The following is an 18,477-nucleotide window of genomic DNA, read 5'->3' as shown; positions in this document are numbered from 1 at the left end:
GAATGTGAGGGATTAGGCGGCCAGGACCGCGCGCCAGTGTCATTGCCGCGTTTTCGAAGGAGAAAAGAATGGCCGAAACGGCACGCCCGGAGCAAGCGAACGAGAAGCCGGATTCGGCTCTCGGGCAGGAAACACCTGCCGTCGGGAGCGAGCCCTCGGATGCCGGGGGCTCCGGGGACCCAGACGCGCGCAGGAATTGGTGGGTGTTCGCTCTCGGCCCGGTCGCGGGGCTTCTGCTGGCCCTCGTGCTGCCGGACAGCCTCGCGTTCGAGGGGCGGGCGGTCGCCGGCTGCGCCCTGTGGATGGCGATCTGGTGGGTGACGGAAGCGGTCCCCATCCCGGTCACCTCCCTGCTGCCTCTCGTCCTCTTCCCGCTGTTCGGGATGGCGAGCATCGAGGAGGTCGCGTCGCCCTACGCGAATTCCGTCGTCTTCCTGGTGATGGGCGGGGTCGTCCTGGGGCTCGCGACCGAGAAGTCGCGGCTCCATCTGCGCATCGCCCTGCTGACGATCCGCCTCGTGGGCACCCGGCCGTCCCAGATCGTGCTGGGACTCATGATCGCCTCGGCATTCATCTCCGCGTGGGTGTCCAACACGGCGACGGCGGTGATCATGGTGCCGATCGCCGTGTCGATCCTCAACCTCGTCCGCTCCATCGACGAGTCCGCGGCCGGCACCAAGTTCGCCGCGTCGATGCTGCTCGGCGTGGCCTACGGAGTGACGATCGGGTCGACGGCGACGCTGATCGGTCAGCCTCCCATGGCACTCATGAAGGGCTATCTCGCCGAATCGCAGGACATCGACATCTCATTCGGCCAGTGGATGCTCGTGGGAGTCCCGTGGGCGGTGGTGATGCTCGGCATCGCCTGGCTGGTCCTCGCGAAGATCGTCTTCCGCCCTGAGGCGGATCGGCTTCCCGGCGGGCTCGCGCTCATCCGCCGTGAACTCGCCGCGTTGGGCCGCATGACGGCGCCGGAGAAGCGCGTGGCATGGATCTTCGCCGTTGCAATCCTCTTCTGGATCGTCGTGCCCTTCCTCGCCGACCTCCCGTGGACGGTGGAGCATCTGCCCTTCCTCGGCACCATCGACGACGCTCAGGTCGCCATGGCTGCGGCGATCGCGTGCTTCGTCGTGCCGGGCACGCGCCGGAGGGAGGATCCCAGTGGTGCCCCGCTGCTGAGCTGGTCTGCGGCGAAGGAGATCCCCTGGGGTCTGCTGCTCCTCTTCGGCGGGGGTCTCTCCCTCTCGGCGATGTTCACCGCCACCGGCTTCAGCCAGTGGGTGGGCGATCAGGTGGCGGGTCTCACCGCGGTGCCCTCGTGGCTCATCATCGTCGCAGTGGCCGTCGTGAGCCTGCTGCTCACCGAACTCACCTCCAACACGGCGACCGCTGCGGCGTTCCTGCCCATCTTCGGCTCGATCGCAGTGGGCATGGGCATCGATCCGCTCTTCATGACGATCACGGTGACGCTGGCGGTCTGTTCGGCCTACATGCTGCCGGTGGCGACGCCCTCGAACGCGGTGGCATTCGGCTCGGGGGAGATCACGATCCGGCAGATGGTTCGTGCCGGCGTCTGGCTCAATGTCGTCTCACTGGCCTTGGTCATGGCCGCCCTCTACACCCTCGTGCCGCTCGTCTTCGGGGTGTCCCTGTGAATGCGGGGACACGGGGCAGCGCCCCCACCTGCTGAACCGCTCTGAACGGCGAGGGCATCTCTCGTCGAGAACCGATTGAAAGGATGACGATGCTCTTCCTCGCACGCATGGATGTGACCTTCCCGGAAAGTATGGACCGCGCAGCTCGAGCCGAGTACCAGAAGCGGGAGAAGGAATATTCGGCCGAGCAGCAGAGAACAGGGGTGATGAGAGGGATCTGGCGGATCGTGGGTGAGTACGCCAACTACTCGATGTTCGACGTGGAGTCTGCGGAGCAGCTGCACGACGTGCTCTCCGGGTTTCCGATGTTCCCGTACATGTCAGTGAAGGTCACGCCGCTGGCGCAGCACCCCAACGCGACGAAGTCCGACTTCTTCGGCTGAGCCCGGTCGTACACAACGCCAGTCCCGCTCGTGAGCCGAGATCGCTCAGGGCATCTGCAGTGAGAAAGGTCGCCCTCCATGTCTTCACTCGCCGTCACGACCCTCGGAGCCGGAGGCGCTCGGCCGTCCGGAGCGGATCTGTCCGCGGACCTCGCGCGCTCGCGCTCGGAGTCCGACGCCGGCGTGCTCGTACTCCTCCCGTCGCTGGGCACTGCGGCGGCCGCCCTCTGGAAACCGGTCGCGGAGCTCCTCCCCGCTGCGGTGACCGTGCTGGCGGTCGATCTGCCGGGGCACGGTTCTTCGCCTCCCGTCGCGCCCCGCGCGGGCACTGTGCTCACGATCGAGGAGATGGCGGAGGCCGTGCTGACGACGGTCCGCGCGGTCCTTCCGGAAGAGGCGAGGGCGCTGACGGTCGCGGGCGACTCGGTGGGCGGGGCGATCGCCCTCCGACTTGCGCTCGACCATCCGGAGACCGTCGAGCGAGCGGCGGTCTTCTGTTCGGGAGCGAAGATCGGTGAGGCGCAGGCGTGGGAAGAGCGTGCCGCCCTCGTCGAGCGCGAGGGGACCGCCACACAGGTGGCCGGTTCCAGGCAGCGGTGGTTCGCTCCTGGGTTCGCCGACCGCAGGCCGGCGGCCGAGGCCGAGCTCATCCGCACGCTTCTCGAGGCCGATCGCTTTTCCTACGCGGCGGTGTGCCGGGGGCTCGCCGCCTTTGACGTCCGCGAGAGGCTGCAGCATGTGCGGGTTCCGCTCCTCGCCGTTGCGGGCGCCGAGGACAGCCCCACTCCACCGGCAGGGCTCCGGGCCCTCGCGGACGGGGTTCCTCGAGGGCGGTACTGCGAAGTGCCCCGCACAGCTCATCTCGTCCCTGCGGAGGCGCCGGAGACGACGGCCGAACTCCTCATGGAGTTCATGCGGGAAGGGCGTCCGGGGCGAGTCTGAAGAGGTTCCAGGGGGTGGGCCTGGGCGGCTCGTCCTGCAGTCCGGAGGGAGTGCCCGGCGCCGGGGTGCGCGGAGACGCGCCGCGCACCCCGGCGCGGGGCGTGAGCACCCGCCCACCGCCGCATCCGCCGGTGGGCGCCCGGGTCGCTCAGCCTGCCGCCACGGCCAGCGGCCGCTCCGCATGCTGCCGGTATCCGTCGAGGAACTCCGCCAGGCGGTTGAGGGCCTCGTCGAGGACCTCGACGCCCGGCAGGGTGACGAGGCGGAAGTGGTCGGGCCGGTTCCAGTTGAAGGCGGAGCCGTGGGAGACGAGGATCCGCTGCTCGCGCAGCAGGTCGAGGGCGAACCGCTCGTCGTCGACGATGCCGAACCGCTCCGTGTCCAGCTTCGCGAACAGGTAGAGGGCGCCCTTGGCCGGAGTGACCTCCACGCCGTCGATCTCGTTCAGTTTCCGCGCCGAGAGGTCCATCTGCGCGCCGAGCCTGCCCTGCGGAAGCACCAGGTCCTCGATGGACTGGTGCCCGCCGAGCGCGGCCTGGATGGCGTGCTGGGCGGGAACGTTCGCGCACATGCGCATGTTCGCGAGCAGCTTGATGCCCTCGATGTAGCTCGACGCGCGGTGCTTGGGCCCGGTGATCGCGAGCCAGCCGGAGCGGTAGCCCGCGATCCGGTAGGCCTTGGACAGGCCGGAGAAGGTGAGGCAGAGGACGTCATCGCCGGTGAGCGTGGCCATGTTGATCATCTGGGCGTCGCCGTAGGTGATCTTCTCGTAGATCTCGTCCGCGAAGACGGCGAGGCCGTGCTGCTCGGCGAGCGCCACGATGCCCTCGAGCAGCTCCTTCGAATAGACCGCGCCGGTGGGGTTGTTGGGGTTGATGACCACGATCCCCTTGGTGCGGGGGGTGATCTTCGCGGCGATGTCCTCGAGGTCCGGGTTCCAGCCGTCCTCCTCCGCGCAGCGGTAGTGCACCGGGGTGCCGCCGGCCAGCGCGATCGAGGCGGTCCAGAGAGGGTAGTCCGGAGTGGGCACCAGGATCTCGTCGCCGGGGTCGCAGAGCGCTTGCATCGCCAGCGTGATGAGTTCGCTGACGCCGTTGCCCAGGTAGACGTCATCCGCATCCAGCGTGCGGATGCCCTTGGTCTCGTAGTACTGCACCACGGCGCGGCGGGCGGAGAGGATGCCGCGGGACTCGCTGTAGCCCTGTGCCTGCGGGAGGTGCTTGATCATGTCCACGAGGATGGAGTCGGGCGCCTCGAACCCGAACGGCGCGGGGTTGCCGATGTTGAGCTTGAGGATGCGCGTGCCCGCCGCCTCCATGCGCTCGGCCTCCTCCAGCACCGGACCCCGGATGTCGTAGAGGACGTTGGCGAGCTTGGCGGACTGGGTGAACATGCGTACCTCTCCTGTGGGAGTGAGACGGGCGACGGGTGCGTCGCGGCTGCTGCGCGGCGACCGCCGCCGGCGTCTGCGCGACGGTGGCGGCGGGGTGCCGGAACCACAGTACGACGAACGGCTGGGAGATCTCTCCCCGTAAAAGGTGTGAACTCGGCTCCATTGCGGAGCAGGCCAGTGGACACGCGGCTTCGGCGAGGCGCGATTTGGTATGCGCGGCGACGTGGCCGAGGTCTCGTCCAGGTATGGCGGGATCCGTCCGTGCAGGTGCCGCGCTTGGCTACGCTGGCGGCGTGGAACCGCTCATGCTCGCCCTGGACCTGCTGGGCGTCTTCGCCTTCGCCCTCTCCGGCAATCTGCTCGCCTCCCGCAAGGACATCGACATCATGGGCAGTCTCATCCTCGGCCTCGCAGTGGGCCTGGGCGGAGGCATCATGCGTGACGTGATCCTCGGGCGCGTCCCGGCCTCCCTCGCGGATCCCCTCTACCTCGTGCCGCCGCTGATCTCCGCAGCGCTCGTCTACCTGCTGGGGCAGAGGGCGCACCGCGCCCGGGTGCCGATCATCGTCTTCGACGCCGTGGGGCTGGGCGTCTTCGTCGTCACCGGTACGACGATCGCGCTGGAGGCGGGCCTTCCGCTGCCCAGTGCAGTGGTCCTGGGCTGCCTCACGGGAGTGGGCGGCGGCGTGCTCCGCGATGTGCTGGCCAATGAGATTCCCGCGATCTTCAACGGCTCCGACATCTATCTCCTGCCCGCGCTGCTCGGTGCCGCCTGCACCGTGGGAGCCTGGAGCCAGGGCTGGCTGGGCCCGCTCACCGCACTGGTGATCGCGGCGATCGTCTTCGCCTTCCGCATGGTCGCGTGGTTCTTCCAGTGGCAGGTGCCCTCGCCCATGCGCGGCTGGTCCCTGCGCCGCCGGCGGCGGCGAGAACCGTGCGGCCGCTCCGTGTTCCGCCGCCCCTCCGCGAGGCTGGTGCGCACGGTGCGGGCGCGGTTCCGCCGCAGGCCGGCCTCGGGCGGTGCGGAGTGAGAGGGGCCCGTGCCCGAGGCCGGGCTCCGTGCCCGAGGCCGCAGCTCGCCTGCCGCTGATGCGGGTGTCCGCCTGCGCGGGAAGCGGGGCACGGCATACGGCTGAGAACGCCGACAGCGCCCGCGTGGGATCCTGGATCCGTCCGCGAGCTCTGCATGGAGCAAGCGCGGAGTGCGAGGGACGAATCGAGCAGGAGGACACACGCATGAGCGGTGGATGCGGGAACGGCGGGGCGACGGGCTGCGGCTGCAGTGCCGCACCGGAGCATTCGGGGACCGCGCGTCCGGGGACCGCGCCCGTGCGCGCCGGGACAGTGCCTGTGCGCACCGGGGCCGCAGAGCCGGGTGACGGCACCGGGCCGGTGGAGTGCCGAGCGGAGGCCGTCCAGGCCGCTCGGTCGGCGCTGCCGAGCCGCCGGACGGTTTTCCGCGCAGCGGGCACCGTGGGCGTCGCGGCCGCCGCCGGAGGTCTGGCGGCCTGCGGGGAGCAGGAGCCGCCTGCGGACCAGTTCGCCGCCGCGCAGCCGGCTACCGTCCCCGTCGCCGAGGTGGAGGTGGGCTCCGGGACCATCGTCGACCAGACCTATGTGGTGGCACAGCCGCGTGAGGGCGAGTTCTACGCCTACTCCTCCGTCTGCCCGCACCAGGGCTGCCAGGTCCGGCAGATCACGGAGGCGGACATCACCTGCCCCTGCCACAACTCGATCTTCAGCGTGGAGGACGGTTCGGTGCTGACAGGGCCCGCCGAATCCGGCCTGACCCCGGCAGAGGTCACCGTCGAGGGAGACTCCCTCACCGTCGCCCCGGCCGCAGGCTGAGACTCATCGCCATTCACACCGCCGTTGATACCTGCGCCCTGAGCGCTCACCATTGCGAGTATGGATGCGTCGGTATCGGGTCTCCTGACCCGCATGTGGGACGCCGTCGGCACGCCTGGATCCGGCGGCGCTGAGGCGCTGGAGGCTGTGGAGGCGTCCGGCCCGCGCGTGGTCCTGCCCTCCGTGTTCGATGTGACGGGCCTGGCGACGTGTGCCGTCGCTGCCGCCACCCTGGCCGCTGCGCACCTCCACGCTGTTCGGCGGTCCGAACCGCTGCGCCCCGTCACGGTCGAGAGCACGCAGGCGAGTGCGGCGTTCAGGGCTGAGGCGCTGTTCGCCCCGGCCGGCTGGACGCTGCCGTCGCTGTGGGGTCCGCTCGCGGGCAACTACCGCACCGCCGACGGCTGGATCAGGCTGCACACCAACTACGCCCATCACCGGGCCGCCGTGTGCGCTGTGCTGGGTGCCGAGGACCGTGACGGAGTCCGGGCCGCCGTCGCCGGGTGCGCCGCTGAGGAGCTCGAGGGCAGGATCGTGGAGGCCGGTGGCGCGGCCGCCGCCCTGCGCACGCGCGAGGAATGGCTGTCCTCGGACGCCGGCGAGGCCACCCGTGATGCGCCGCTGTTCACGTTCGAGGAACGCGAGAGCGCCGCGGAGGCCCTCTGGCCGAAGGGTCGCGCTGCTCTGCCGTTCAGTGGAGTACGCGTCCTCGACCTCACCCGGGTCATCGCGGGGCCGGTGTGCACGAAGTTCCTCGCCGCGTACGGCGCTGACGTGCTGCGTCTCGACCCGCCCGGTTTCGACGAGGTCGCGTCGCTCCTGCCCGAGACCACGGTGGGCAAGCGGACGGCGGCGGTGGACCTCGGCACAGCTGAGGGCCGAGGAGCGTTCGAGGCACTCGTCACGGATGCCGATGTGCTCGTGACGGGCTATCGCGCGGACGCGCTGGCGAAGCTCGGCTATGACGACGGCGCGCTCGCAGCGCTCAGCCCGGGGCTGGTCATCGCCCGGCTCAACGCCTACGGCTGGGACGGGCCGTGGCAGAACCGGCGCGGCTTCGACAGCCTCGTGCAGATGAGCTGCGGAATCGCCTCCGACGGAGCGGCGGCCCTCTGCCGCGATGAGCCGGTTCCGCTGCCTGCGCAGGCGCTCGACCATGCCACCGGGTGGCTCCTGGCCGCGACCGTGGCCCGCGCGCTGACCCGCCGGTTCACCACCGGTGCGGGAACGTCGGTGCGGGGTTCGCTCATCGGCACGGCGAACCTGCTCTACAGCCTGGTTCCGCCCGCAGACCCTCTGACACCCACGGATCCGCCGGCGCCCGAGGCCTCGCCGACGGCCGCGGCCGTGCTCGAGGACACGCGGACCGCGTGGGGCCTCGGACGGCGCGTCGCTCTTCCCGGCAGCATCGACGGCATCCGTCCGCGCTGGGTCCATGAGGCGGGCCCCCTCGGGCATCACCCGCCGTGCTGGGAGGAACGGGTGTGACGTGTCCTCACGGCCTCTCCGGTCGTAGGCTGGGCCCGTGACGAAGGCGCTCTTCCTGACTGCGGATCTGGGTGGGAACGTGCCGCCCACCCTGGCGGTGGCGGACGCGCTGAGCCGTCGCGGTGTCGAGGTGGAGATCGCAGGGCTGCAGCCGGGGCGCACCGTTCATGCGCAGCCACCCCTCCCTGCCGCGACGGCGATCAGGCCGGTGGGGCGGCCGCAGGGTCTGCGCGAAGTCGCTCCGATGGTGCGGCTGGCGATGAGCCGGGCGACGTCCGCCGAGGTCCGGGCGCTGATCGCCGCTCGGCGCGCTGACGTGGTGATCGCGGACTGCATGCTCCCCGCGGTGATCCGCGGCGCGCTCGCCGGCGGAGCTCCCGTCGTGGTGCTCTTCCACACCTTCGGGGAGTTCTGAGTGCGGTCGTTCGATCGCGGGCCCGGGCACCTCCTGCGCCCGTGGGGTCTCCGGCCGGCTGCTCTCTGGGGGCACGCTGCGGAACGTCTGCTCCTCACGGACGCGGAGCTCGACCCGGGCCGGAACGCCCCCGCACTCACCGCGTACACGTGGACCGGGACCACCGAGGTCGGTTCCGCTCCGGGAGCTCTGCGGGAGCCGGCGGAGACCGCGCGACGAGGCGAGGGCGAGGACGTGCCGCGCGTGCTCGTCGCGCTGAGCTCCACCGACTTCCCCGGCATGCTGAGGGTGTACCGCCGTATCGTGGACGCGCTCTCCGGTCTGCCGCTCGAGGCGACCGTGACCACGGGCGGAGTGGATCTGGGCGGTGAGCTGGAAGGCGGCCCGAACGTGGAGGTGCGCGGCTGGGCCGACCACGGAGAGCTGCTGCCGCACGTGGATCTGATGATCGGCCACGGCGGCCATTCCTCGACCATGAAGGCGCTCGCCCACGGCGTGCCGCTGCTGGTGGTGCCCGTGAACCCGACTGCCGACCAGCGGCTCGTCGGCAGGACGGTGCAGAGGGCCGGCCTCGGGCGGTGCCTGCCCAGGACGGCGGGGCCCGAGCGGATCCGCGGGGCGGTGCGGGAGATCCTCGTCGACGACGAGCTCCGTGCGCGTGCGGCGGCGTGCGGGAGCCGTCTCCGCTCCCTGCCGCCCGGAGCGGAGACGGCGGCGGGCAGGATCCTCGCGGTGACGGAGGACGGCGGTCTCCCGGGCTGACGAGGGCCCCGGCGGGCCCGGGAGCGGACACCCGGCTGATACTCTGCCCCCGTGGACGCGACCGTGATCGGACCCGATGGGCTCTCCCGCTGTGCGTGGGTGGGCGACGACCAGGAGTATCGCCGCTATCACGACGAGGAATGGGGCTTCCCGCTGCACGGGGACCGCGCACTGTTCGAGAAGATGGCCCTGGAGGGCTTCCAGGCCGGTCTGTCGTGGATCACGATCCTGCGCAAGCGTCCGCGGTTCCGCGAGGCGTTCGCCGGCTTCGACCCGGCGCAGGTGGCTGATTTCGGCGCAGGGGACATCGAACGGCTGATGGCGGATGCCGGCATCGTCCGCAATCGCGCCAAGATCGAGGCCACCGTCTCCAACGCGAAGCTGGTGCGGGACATGGCCGACGGCGAGCTCGACGCGCTGATGTGGTCGTTCGCACCGACCGGAGCCGGGGCGGAGCGTCCCCGCCCCGCCGACATGGCGGAGGTTCCTGCCGTCACGCCGGAGTCGACGGCGATGAGCAGGGCGCTGCGGAAGCGGGGCTTTCGCTTCGTCGGTCCGACCACGATGTACGCGCTGATGCAGTCGGCGGGCATGGTGGACGACCACATGGTCGGATGCTGGCGTGTGTGACGCCTGAGCGTCTTCCCGGGGAGAACGCTTCTCCCCGCCGCTCGGCGATGACCGGCCGGGGACTGATCGCACCGGAACGCGGGGCCTGTAGCGTGAGGTGATGGACAGGCGCTGGTGGCGGCGTCCGGACGCGTGGGTGCGTCGTCTTCGGCAGGAACCGGGCACCGCAGACCTGGCCCGGTACGAGCCGCTCGTCGAGGAGATCCTCGCACAGCGGGCGGCGATGCGGAGCCGCGGCGATGCGGACCTCGCGCAGTCCGCCTCACGAGCGCTTGCGGCGGGCCTGTCGAACGACGGGGCTCTGGTGCGCTTCCTCGCGTGCGCAGGCGAGATGTCCCGGCGCCGGCTCGACATGGAGCCGTTCGCGTGCCAGCTGCTCGCCGCGGTGAGCATGCTGCGGGGACACGTGGTCGACATGGCGACGGGGGAGGGGAAGACGCTCGTCGGCTTCCTGGTCGCGGCGGGACTCGCGGGAGCGTCGCGGCGGGTGCACGTGCTCTCCGCCAACGACTACCTCGCCGGCAGGGACGCCGCCGCGGGCGGGCCGCTGTTCTCCGCGCTGGGTCTGAGCTGCTCCGCCGTGGTGGACGGGATGGAGGCGACGGCCCGTGCCGAGGCCCATCGCAGCGACATCGTCTACGCCACGGTCCACCAGATCGGCTTCGACCTGCTGCGCGACCGTCAGCGCGCGCCCGGCGTGAGCCCCCTCGTACCTGAGCAGGACGCGGTCGTGGTCGATGAGATCGACGCGGTGCTGCTCGACGATGCGATGGTCCCTCTCGTCCTCGCCGGAGATGCGGAGCCGGCGCCGGAGGGCGCGAGGGTGACCGAGCTCGTGGGAGGTTTCGCCGAAGGCGAGGAGTACGAGGTCGACGGCGATCGCCGGAGCGCCTCCTTCACCGCGGCGGGGATCGCGCGGCTGGAGGACTCCCTCTGCATCGACAACCTCTACGCGCCGGAGCACGTGGATCTGCTGGCAGCGGCCCATGTGGCGCTGCACGCGCATGCCCTGGTCACCCGGGACGTGGACTACGTCGTCGCCGAGGGCCGCGTGCGACTCGTCGACGATGCGCGGGGGAGGGTGGCCGCACGCCGGCGCTGGCCGGACGGGCTGCAGGAGGCCGTGGAGCGCAAGGAAGGGCTCGAGGTCACCGGACAGGCCGAGATCCTCGACCAGATGCTCGTGGAGACCGTGGCCCGGGGGTACCGGACGATCACCGGCATGAGCGGTACCGCGGCGGAGGCGGCCGAACGGCTGGAGGAGGACCTCGGGCTCACGACGGGGGCCGTTCCGACCGGCCGTCCCTGCACCCGCCGGGACGAACCGGACCGGCTGCACCTCACCGCCGCTCAGCGCGATGCGGCAGCCGCCGGTGCGGTCCGTGACGCCCACGCCGCGGGGCAGCCCGTGCTGATCGGGACGGGCAGCGTCGCGGAGTCCGAGCGCTTCGCGCGCCGCCTGGCCTCTGCCGGCGTGCACGCCCAGGTGCTCAATGCGAAGAACGACGCGGAGGAGGCGAAGGTCATCGCCGGTGCGGGGCGGGCAGGGGCGGTCACCGTGTCCACGCAGATGGCGGGCCGCGGGGTGGACATCCGCCTCGGTCCCGGTGCGGCCGAGGCGGGCGGACTGCTGGTCCTCGGGCTCGGGCGCTATGACTCTGCGCGCCTCGACCGGCAGCTGCGGGGGCGGGCCGGGCGGCAGGGTGATCCGGGACGGTCCGTGTTCTTCACCAGCCTCGAGGACGACGTCGTGACGGAGCAGCTGCGCATCCGCCGGCCGCCTCGGTCGCCGGACCCGGACGGCGCGGTGCGCAGCCCCAGGTTCACCGCTCTCTACGCACACGCGCAGAGGGTCGCGGAGGGCCGCCTCCTGCAGCTGCACCGCACCACGCGCCGCTACCACCTCTCCACCGACCGTCACCGGCGTGCCCTCCTCGAGGTCCGGGAGCGCCTCCTCGCGGAGAGCGAGGCGCTGGACGAGTGTCTGCACCGGGTGTGGCCGGACGCTCCGGAGCTGCGCGAGGCATGGAACGCGCCGGGCGTACGCCGCCTCGCCCTCGAGGTCGTGCTCTTCCACATGGACCGGGCATGGATGGAGCACCTGGGCCGGATGGCCGCCGAGCGAGAGGGGATCCACCTGCGCGTGCTCGGGCGGCAGAACCCGCTCGACGAGTTCACCGCCCTCGCCGCCAGGGACTTCCAGGGGATCCGCGCCGAGGTCGAGGAGGCGGTCCGCCGGATCCTCGAGGAGGCTCCCGAGGATGCCGCTGGGCTCGCCGACCTCGGCCTGCGGCGTCCCTCGTCCACCTGGACGTACATGGTCACGGACAACCCCTTCGGTTCGGAGGCGGACCGCGTCGTGGAGTTCCTCGGACGCGCCGTCCGCGGCGGCGGGCCGCCGGCCGTCACCTACGTCTGATGCGGGGGCCTCGGCGCACCCGGTGCCGTCCTCAGCGTCCTCAGTGCCGAGGGGCGGGCAGACGGGTGAGGGAGGCGCCGCCCAGCAGGAGGAGGAAGACCGCACCCGCCGTGAGCGCGGCGGGGAATCCCGCCTGCTGCACCCCGAGGCCGGCGAGCACCGGCCCCAGTGCGAGGCCTCCCGCGTACGCGAGGTTGTAGAGGGCGAAGGAGCCGCCGAGGGTGGGCGGAGCCGACCTCGCCCCCTGCTCGCTGATGAGCGTGGTGGCCGGGGCGAGCAGGAGGGCCGACGACGTCCCGAGGAGGGCCATCCCGATGCTCGTCTGCCACAGTGCGCCGGCCCAGCCCAGGAGCAGCAGCGATGCCGATGCCGCGACCACCCCGGACCCGAGGAGGAGCCTCGGCGCTGTGCTCACGTACCTGCCCACGACGGGGTTGGCGATGATCGCGACGAACGAGGCGAGGCCGAAGAGCAGGCCGATGGTGAGTGCTCCGGCGCGCAGGTGCACCGGCAGCACGGGCTCCACGGCCGAGAGCACTCCCGCGCCGATCACGATGGCGCACACGATGGCGGCCGAGCCGGGGACCCGCAGCACTGCGAAGGGCCCCGCGGTGTCATCGGAGACGCGCGCCGTGCCTCTGACGAGGAGGATCCTCAGCGCACCATCGGCGAGCGCGACGCCGGAGGCGAGCAGGAAGGGTGAGGCGGTGCCGAAGTGCTCGACCATGAAGCCGGCCAGAGGAGGGCCGAGGAGCACCCCGAGGGTGAGCGTGGACAGGGCGATGCCCATCGCCTGCCCGCGCTTCTCGAAGCGGGTCGTGGCCGCGATGAGGGAGAGCGCCGCCACCCAGGACATGCCGCCGGCGACCCCCTGGGCCAGGCGTGCGGTGAGCAGCAGCCAGTACGGGCCGCCGGTGGCGAACAGCAGCGTGGCGAGGGCCAGTCCCAGCAGGCCGATCAGCAGCGGTGTCCTGGGGCCGTGCCGGTCGACGATGCGGCCGGCGAAGAGCGTCGCGCAGATCATGGCGAACGCATAGGAGGAGAAGAGGAGGCCGGTGGCGGCCGGCCCTCGTTCGACCACGGCCGGGAGCAGCGGCAGCACCGGGACGGCGAGGCCGTGGACCAGCATGTCGGTGAAGAGGGCGGCGGAGCCCACTATGAGGGCGCGGCGCGGGGACGTGCCGCGGCGGGCGGCTGCGGGTTCGGGTGTGGACATGAGGAGGTTTCCTCTCTAGGTGAGCAGCCCCCTCACCAGCGCCGTCATCGCGGCGCTCTGCTCAGCGGGCTGCGGAAGGTCATCGGGGCGGCTCACGGCGGTCACCGTGAGCCCCTGCAGCAGCACGAGCACCAGACCTGCGACGGTCATGGCTGGCAGCGAGGCATCAGCGCCCGCGAGGCCGGCGGCGATCCGTTCGCGCCAGTCGTCCAGTGCGGAATGCTTGTCTGCGGTGTCGCTGCCGGACAGCGGTGCCACCAGCACCGTCGTGGAGGCGAGTGCTCGGAACAGGTCGTCCGTGCGCAGCAGCGTCACGTAGTCGGAGAGCATCGAGCGGAGCCAGGTCTCAGGGTCCTGGGCGTGCGCGGTCTCTGCGAAGAGGCGGGCACCGTACTCCGTCCAGCCCCACTGCAGTGCGTCCGCGAGCAGGGCGTCCTTGGACCGGAAGTGATGGTGGAGTGCGCCGCGGGTGACGCCGGCTCGTTCTGCGACATGCTCGAACGTCGCCCCCCGCCACCCCTTCTCCTCGAAGGCCATGAGTGCCGCGCGCATCAACGCCGTACGCGTCTGCGCGGCTTCCTCTGCCGTGCGCCTCATACAAACAGGTTAACACGTATGATTAGGGCCTGCAGGTCTTCTGGCGCTGCGGCCCGGCCGCGCGGCGCCGTATGTGGTCCGCCCAGCGCCTGTGGATGGGCGTGTGCCCCGCCTGGACATCTCGTCGGAGAGCCCTGTCTCAGCTCCGGCGTGGCGGAGACGAATGCTGGTCGACGTCCTTGTGTGATCAGTTCTCCCTGCCATTGGGCGTGAGAGTGCCGGGAGAACTGATCACACGGGGGGCGCGGGAGGGGTGTGTGGAGCCGGCCCGCCCCGGCCCCGCCCCGCCCCGGCGCGGGGACTGTTCAGCGCTGGGTGGCGAGGACGATGGTGAGGAGCGGGATGATCCGCTCCGCGGGCACCTCCCAGCGGCCGCGGCGCGGGGAGACGAGCCAGCCCGCTCCGGTGAGCTGGTTGAGGTGGTGGTACAGCTGGCCGGAGCTGCCCATGTCCGGCAGGTCGCTCAGGCGCGCCACGGAATCCGCGCCCGCCAGGACCGCCTGGAGGATCTGCATGCGCACCGGGCTGCCGATCGCGGCGAGCTGTGCGGCGGAGTCCGCGAAGTCCAGCGCCAGGACGTGGTCCGCCGGTCGCTGGTACTGCCACTGGACGCTCTCGTCGCTCAGCACGCCGGCATAGGCGACGGCACCGCCCTGCCCGCCCGCCTGCGTGCGCAGTCCCTCGAGGATCCAGAACTCCGGCGGGAGGTCGCTGTGTGCGTCGGCCCCGCCGGAAGTGCTCTCCGCGCCGGCCTGCCCTTCCGGCCCCGCGCCGGCCTGCCCTTCCGGCCCCGCGGTGGTTGCGGCGCCGGAGGGGAGTGCGGGGCTCTCCGCGGTGCACGCGGAGTCCGCAGACGTCGTGGGGGATGCGGGGGCCGTTCCGGGCAGGGGGCCGGTGTGGGGCGCGGGCTCCGGAGCCGCCTCCGCGGCGGCACGTGCTCCCTCCAGGCGGCGCAGGCGGTCCTCCAGCAGTGCGAGACGCTGCTCCACTCCGCTGAGGCGGGCGTCCGAGGTGTCCATGCTTCCACGATAGCAAATATACGTAATTACGGAAGACCGAAAACAGACTTCTGTCGGCAGAAGGTGAACGGGAGGTCGGTGTGCGCCCCGAAAGGGGTCCGCGTCCCTGCCGCTCCCAGTCCCGCTCGCTAGACTGCTCCCGATGAGCACTGGCACCGCAGAACCGCACGACTCCGCCGCAGGCACCGACCACGCTGGCGCCGAGTCCGTTCCCACGACCCCCACCTCTCCCTCCTCGCAGCCCGCGGCCGCCGCCCCGGCGGGAGCCCCCGCGGCAGGAGGCGCCTCGGATCATCCGGCTCGCCCTGCGGAGGGGCAGCCGGCTCCCGGCCTCGGCGACCTGCGCACCCTGGGCGCGTGGATGAGCATCCGCGGCCTGCTGGGTGTGGTCTTCGGGCTCGCGATGGTCTTCTGGCCGCGTGAGCAGCTGGGGTCTCCCGCGAACCTGGGCATCCCCGTCGCCACCGTGGACAACCTGCTCATCGCCTATCTGGCGGCCGCGGGCGTCCTGGTCCTCGTCCACGGCCTGCGCACGCACACGGACCTGCGCACCCCGCTCATGGGCGAGGCCGTGGTGGTCGTCCCGGCACTGGCCTTCCTGTTCCTCGCGGAGAGCTCGGCCCAGCTCCGCGCCGCGGTGGCGGTGTGGGCGGTCCTCCACGGGCTCCTCGAGCTCTGGATCTGGCGTCAGCAGCGCGGCATGCGCATGCGCTCCGACTTCGCCATCTCCGGCGCCGTCCATCTGGCGCTGGGCGTGATCGTGCTCGCCGCCTCCTCGATGGGGGCGCTGTCCGTGTTCGGCTTCACCGGCGCCGCGGCGCTCATCGTGGGGGTGTTCTTCCTGGTGGGCGGCTATTCGCGCAGATCGCTCGCCCGGCAGCGGGCGGCAGAGGAGGAGACCCCGGTATGAGCGCACGCACGCATGCTGCCGGCACCGCCCCCGGAAGCCTCGCGCCCGTGCACACCATGCCCGGAGGTCCTGGCCCCGCGGCGGCCGCCGTCCACAGGGCTCCGAGCGGCGGCGTGGGCCGCCCGGGCCTCGGCGGCGGTCTGCTCGTCGATCTCGCGGAGGCCTCGCGCCGGCTGGGGGATGCGCTCTTCGGCAGGCTCGTCGAACTCGTCCGCACGGACTCCCTGCTCATCGCCACGGATTACGACGGCACCATCGCCCCGCTCGTCGACAGGCCCACGCGCGCCTACCCGCTCGAACTCAACGTCGAGACGATGCGCGCGCTCGCGGGCCTGCCGGCCACCCACTCCGCCGTCATCTCCGGCCGGTCCCTGCGAGACCTCGCCGCGATGTCCCGCCTCCCGCGCGAGGTCCACCTGGTGGGCTCCCACGGCGGGGAGTTCGGCATCGACGACTTCGACGACATCGGGGAGACGGAGGAGCTGCGGCTCACGGATCTGCGGGAGGCCCTCCTGGAGCTCCGTCGCCGCCTGCCGTCCGTCTTCATCGAGCTCAAGCCGCTCGGAGCGGCCGTCCACCTGCGCGGCCGCACCGAGGACGAGCGCGCGCAGATCACCGCATGGGTCCACGCGACCGCGGACCGCCTGGGCATCGAGCCAGTGGCCGGTCGCGACGTCTTCGACCTCACCGTCATCCCCGGCTCCAAGGCCGATGCGCTCGTGGCGCTGCGGAAGCGGCTGGGGGCCGGCGCGGTCCTCTACATCGGTGACGACGTGTCCGACGAGGCCGCGCTCGCCTCTCTGCGCACGGGCGCGGAGTCGCGTGAGACCGGCGACCGGGACCTCGGCCTGCGTGTGTGCGCGGAGCCCGGTGCGGAGTCCGCCGCGAGCTTCCTCGTCCCGGACCCCGAGGCCGTGGGGCTGGTGCTCGCCACGGTGTTCGAGCTGCGCCGGTCCTGGATGTACGGACGTACCTCCGAGCGGATCGAGCGGCACAGCATGCTGGGCAACGGCCACTCCACCGCGCTCGTGGACCCGGCCGGCCGGATCTGCTGGATGCCGCACCCCCTGCCCCACTCCGCGAGTGTGTTCTCGGAGATCCTGGGTTCCCCGGCTGCGGGCTACTTCGCCGTGGCGCCGGAGGGTCCGGGCGCCCGCGGCACCGGATCCGGCACCGGTCCCGCCCCGCGTCCCCTCGACCAGCGGTACCGCGGCGACACCATGACGGTCGTCACCCGCTGGGCCGGCCTGGAGGCCGCGGACTACCTGGCTCCGGTCCCGGAGGACTCCCAGGAGACCGTCCTCATGCGCGTCCTCACCGGCGACGCGCCTGCACGGATCCGCTTCGCGCCGCGCCTGGACTACGGGGCGGTGCCCACCGCGCTCGAGGTGGACGGCGCCTCCGTGCGTGTGCTCGGCACCAGCGAGCCCATGACCCTCTATGCGCCCGGGGTCCGGTTCGCCCTCGAGGAGGAGGACGGCTCGCACACCGCCGTCGCCACCGTCGTGCCGCGCGATTTGCCCGGCGGCAAGGCGGTGCTGGTGTTCGCCTGCGGCTCCGATCCGGAGGCGGCCTCGGCCGCGGTGCTGGGGGAGGAGACGCAGATCCGCGCCCTTGCCGAGGGCTTCTGGGAGAACTGGGTGCACTCGCTGCACCTGCCCGCGCACGTGCGCGACGGCGTGGTGCGCTCCGCGCTCACCCTCCGCGCGCTGTGCCACGCCCCCACGGGCGGAGTGCTCGCCGCGCCCACCACCTCCCTGCCCGAGGGCGTGGGCGGCGTCCGCAACTGGGACTACCGCTACTGCTGGCTGCGGGACGGCTCCATGACGGTGCGCGCCCTGCTGGAGCTGGGCTCCACCGGCGAGGCCGAGGGGTTCGTGCAGTGGCTGCGCGGAATCCTCGCCGAGGCCCCCGGCCCGGAGTTCCTCCACCCCCTCTACGCCGTGGACGGCTCCGCGCTCACCAGCGAGGCCGTCCTGGAGCACCTTCCCGGCTACGCGGGCTCCCGCCCCGTGCGGGTGGGCAACGCCGCGGAGCACCAGGTGCAGCTGGACGTGTTCGGTCCGGTGGCGGAGCTCCTCCACGACACGGCGGCCGCGCGCGGTGCCCTCGCCGAGGACGAGTGGGAGCTGCTCGTGGCGATGGCCGACGCGGTCTCCGCCCGCTGGGACGAACCGGACCACGGGATCTGGGAGGCCCGCCGCGCGCCCAAGCACAACGTCTACACGAAGGTGATGTGCTGGGTGACCCTGGACCGTGCGCTGGCAGTGGCGGAGCGGTTCGACCGCACGCCCACCGGGCCCTGGCGGAGCCTGCGCGAGGAGATCGCGGAGCAGGTGCTGTCCCGTGGCTGGAGCGACACGGCCGGCTCCTTCACGGTGGCCTACGGCGACGACGACCTGGACGCCGCCTGCCTCTTCGTGGGGCTGTCGGGACTGCTCGCCCCCGACGATCCGCGGTTCCTCGCGACGGTGGACGCCGTCGAGCGCGAGCTGCGCGAGGGGCCCACGGTCTTCCGCTACCGCTACGACGACGGGCTCCCGGGCCTCGAGGGCGGCTTCCACATCTGCACCACCTGGCTCATCGAGGCGTTCCTGCTCACCGGGCGGGCGGAGGAGGCGCGTGCGCTCTTCCGGCAGCTGGACTCCCTGCGCGGTCCCACCGGCCTGCTGTCCGAGGAGTACGACCCGCACGCGGAGCAGCATCTGGGCAACCACCCGCAGGCGTACTCGCACCTGGGCTACCTCCGCGTCGCGGTGCTCGCGGAGCAGCTGGACGTGAAGCTGTAGCCCGGCGGGTG

Annotated in this window: 16 protein-coding genes; 12 read left to right on the top strand and 4 right to left on the bottom strand. The window is 71.9% G+C overall.

Annotated elements, in window-relative coordinates:
• Window positions 1–203 precede the first annotated feature (203 nt).
• From ABD240_RS12935 to ABD240_RS12925, 3 genes are all read left to right on the top strand, one after another.
• Window positions 204–1,655 (top strand): SLC13 family permease, encoded by a 1,452-nt coding sequence (locus tag ABD240_RS12935; RefSeq protein WP_291799445.1) that lies wholly within the window; start codon window positions 204–206, stop codon window positions 1,653–1,655.
• Window positions 1,656–1,744: 89 nt separating this feature from the next.
• Window positions 1,745–2,038: a muconolactone Delta-isomerase gene (catC, locus tag ABD240_RS12930; RefSeq protein WP_291799446.1), complete on the top strand. Its 294-nt coding sequence runs from the start codon at window positions 1,745–1,747 to the stop codon at window positions 2,036–2,038.
• Between the two features lie 78 nt (window positions 2,039–2,116).
• A complete protein-coding gene (locus ABD240_RS12925) occupies window positions 2,117–2,980 on the top strand; it encodes an alpha/beta fold hydrolase (protein WP_344337677.1) in 864 nt (287 codons plus the stop codon).
• 148 nt (window positions 2,981–3,128) lie between these two features.
• Here ABD240_RS12925 and ABD240_RS12920 read toward each other — a convergent pair whose 3' ends face one another.
• Window positions 3,129–4,373 (bottom strand): pyridoxal phosphate-dependent aminotransferase, encoded by a 1,245-nt coding sequence (locus ABD240_RS12920; protein WP_291799452.1) that lies wholly within the window; start codon window positions 4,371–4,373, stop codon window positions 3,129–3,131.
• A gap of 293 nt (window positions 4,374–4,666) precedes the next feature.
• Between ABD240_RS12920 and ABD240_RS12915 the strand changes: the two genes are divergently transcribed.
• The 7 genes from ABD240_RS12915 to secA2 all read left to right on the top strand — a co-directional run bounded on the left by ABD240_RS12915 (window position 4,667) and on the right by secA2 (window position 11,935).
• Entirely contained in the window at window positions 4,667–5,404 is a 738-nt protein-coding gene (locus tag ABD240_RS12915) for a trimeric intracellular cation channel family protein (protein ID WP_344337675.1), read from the top strand.
• Between the two features lie 298 nt (window positions 5,405–5,702).
• Window positions 5,703–6,221, top strand: a complete 519-nt coding sequence (locus ABD240_RS12910) for a Rieske (2Fe-2S) protein (RefSeq protein ID WP_291799459.1) — start codon at window positions 5,703–5,705, stop codon at window positions 6,219–6,221.
• Between the two features lie 60 nt (window positions 6,222–6,281).
• Window positions 6,282–7,709 carry a CoA transferase gene (locus ABD240_RS12905; RefSeq protein ID WP_291799462.1) on the top strand — a complete coding sequence of 476 codons (1,428 nt, stop codon included), beginning with the start codon at window positions 6,282–6,284 and terminating at the stop codon, window positions 7,707–7,709.
• Between the two features lie 37 nt (window positions 7,710–7,746).
• Window positions 7,747–8,124, top strand: a complete 378-nt coding sequence (locus ABD240_RS12900; protein ID WP_344337673.1) for a glycosyltransferase — start codon at window positions 7,747–7,749, stop codon at window positions 8,122–8,124.
• Window positions 8,125–8,886 (top strand): glycosyltransferase, encoded by a 762-nt coding sequence (locus tag ABD240_RS12895; RefSeq protein WP_291799466.1) that lies wholly within the window; start codon window positions 8,125–8,127, stop codon window positions 8,884–8,886.
• Window positions 8,887–8,937: 51 nt separating this feature from the next.
• On the top strand, window positions 8,938–9,516 hold the full coding sequence (locus tag ABD240_RS12890; protein ID WP_291799471.1) for a DNA-3-methyladenine glycosylase I: 579 nt from the start codon (window positions 8,938–8,940) through the stop codon (window positions 9,514–9,516).
• 100 nt (window positions 9,517–9,616) lie between these two features.
• On the top strand, window positions 9,617–11,935 hold the full coding sequence (secA2, locus tag ABD240_RS12885; RefSeq protein WP_344337671.1) for an accessory Sec system translocase SecA2: 2,319 nt from the start codon (window positions 9,617–9,619) through the stop codon (window positions 11,933–11,935).
• 40 nt (window positions 11,936–11,975) lie between these two features.
• On the opposite strand, the gene ABD240_RS12880 is transcribed toward secA2, so the two are convergent.
• From ABD240_RS12880 to ABD240_RS12870, 3 genes are all read right to left on the bottom strand, one after another.
• Complete coding sequence (locus ABD240_RS12880; RefSeq protein WP_291799477.1) at window positions 11,976–13,151, bottom strand: MFS transporter; 1,176 nt, start codon at window positions 13,149–13,151, stop codon at window positions 11,976–11,978.
• A gap of 15 nt (window positions 13,152–13,166) precedes the next feature.
• Entirely contained in the window at window positions 13,167–13,748 is a 582-nt protein-coding gene (locus tag ABD240_RS12875) for a TetR/AcrR family transcriptional regulator (protein ID WP_291799480.1), read from the bottom strand.
• A gap of 305 nt (window positions 13,749–14,053) precedes the next feature.
• Complete coding sequence (locus tag ABD240_RS12870; protein ID WP_344337669.1) at window positions 14,054–14,767, bottom strand: winged helix-turn-helix domain-containing protein; 714 nt, start codon at window positions 14,765–14,767, stop codon at window positions 14,054–14,056.
• Between the two features lie 142 nt (window positions 14,768–14,909).
• On the opposite strand from ABD240_RS12870, the gene ABD240_RS12865 reads away from it, so the two are divergent.
• Entirely contained in the window at window positions 14,910–15,677 is a 768-nt protein-coding gene (locus ABD240_RS12865) for an HdeD family acid-resistance protein (protein WP_344337668.1), read from the top strand.
• Window positions 15,674–18,466 (top strand): trehalose-phosphatase, encoded by a 2,793-nt coding sequence (gene otsB / locus ABD240_RS12860; RefSeq protein ID WP_291791815.1) that lies wholly within the window; start codon window positions 15,674–15,676, stop codon window positions 18,464–18,466. Before ABD240_RS12865 ends, otsB begins: the two co-directional genes overlap by 4 nt.
• Window positions 18,467–18,477 lie beyond the last annotated feature (11 nt).

The sequence above is a fragment of the Brevibacterium salitolerans genome (genome assembly GCF_039531405.1).
GTDB classification, from domain to species: Bacteria; Actinomycetota; Actinomycetes; order Actinomycetales; family Brevibacteriaceae; genus Brevibacterium; species Brevibacterium salitolerans.
The sequence above is the reverse complement of the archived record's forward strand: the minus strand, read 5'-3'. Positions and strand labels throughout refer to the sequence as shown.

What these genes read in the sequence shown, in the direction of transcription:
- catC (WP_291799446.1), top strand. Translation starts at nt 1,745, where the DNA reads ATGCTCTTCCTCGCACGCATGGATGTGACCTTCCCGGAAAGTATGGAC.
- ABD240_RS12925 (WP_344337677.1), top strand. Translation starts at nt 2,117, where the DNA reads ATGTCTTCACTCGCCGTCACGACCCTCGGAGCCGGAGGCGCTCGGCCG.
- ABD240_RS12920 (WP_291799452.1), bottom strand. Translation starts at nt 4,373, where the DNA reads ATGTTCACCCAGTCCGCCAAGCTCGCCAACGTCCTCTACGACATCCGG.
- ABD240_RS12905 (WP_291799462.1), top strand. Translation starts at nt 6,282, where the DNA reads ATGGATGCGTCGGTATCGGGTCTCCTGACCCGCATGTGGGACGCCGTC.
- secA2 (WP_344337671.1), top strand. Translation starts at nt 9,617, where the DNA reads ATGGACAGGCGCTGGTGGCGGCGTCCGGACGCGTGGGTGCGTCGTCTT.
- ABD240_RS12880 (WP_291799477.1), bottom strand. Translation starts at nt 13,151, where the DNA reads ATGTCCACACCCGAACCCGCAGCCGCCCGCCGCGGCACGTCCCCGCGC.
- ABD240_RS12875 (WP_291799480.1), bottom strand. Translation starts at nt 13,748, where the DNA reads ATGAGGCGCACGGCAGAGGAAGCCGCGCAGACGCGTACGGCGTTGATG.
- ABD240_RS12870 (WP_344337669.1), bottom strand. Translation starts at nt 14,767, where the DNA reads ATGGACACCTCGGACGCCCGCCTCAGCGGAGTGGAGCAGCGTCTCGCA.
- ABD240_RS12865 (WP_344337668.1), top strand. Translation starts at nt 14,910, where the DNA reads ATGAGCACTGGCACCGCAGAACCGCACGACTCCGCCGCAGGCACCGAC.
- otsB (WP_291791815.1), top strand. Translation starts at nt 15,674, where the DNA reads ATGAGCGCACGCACGCATGCTGCCGGCACCGCCCCCGGAAGCCTCGCG.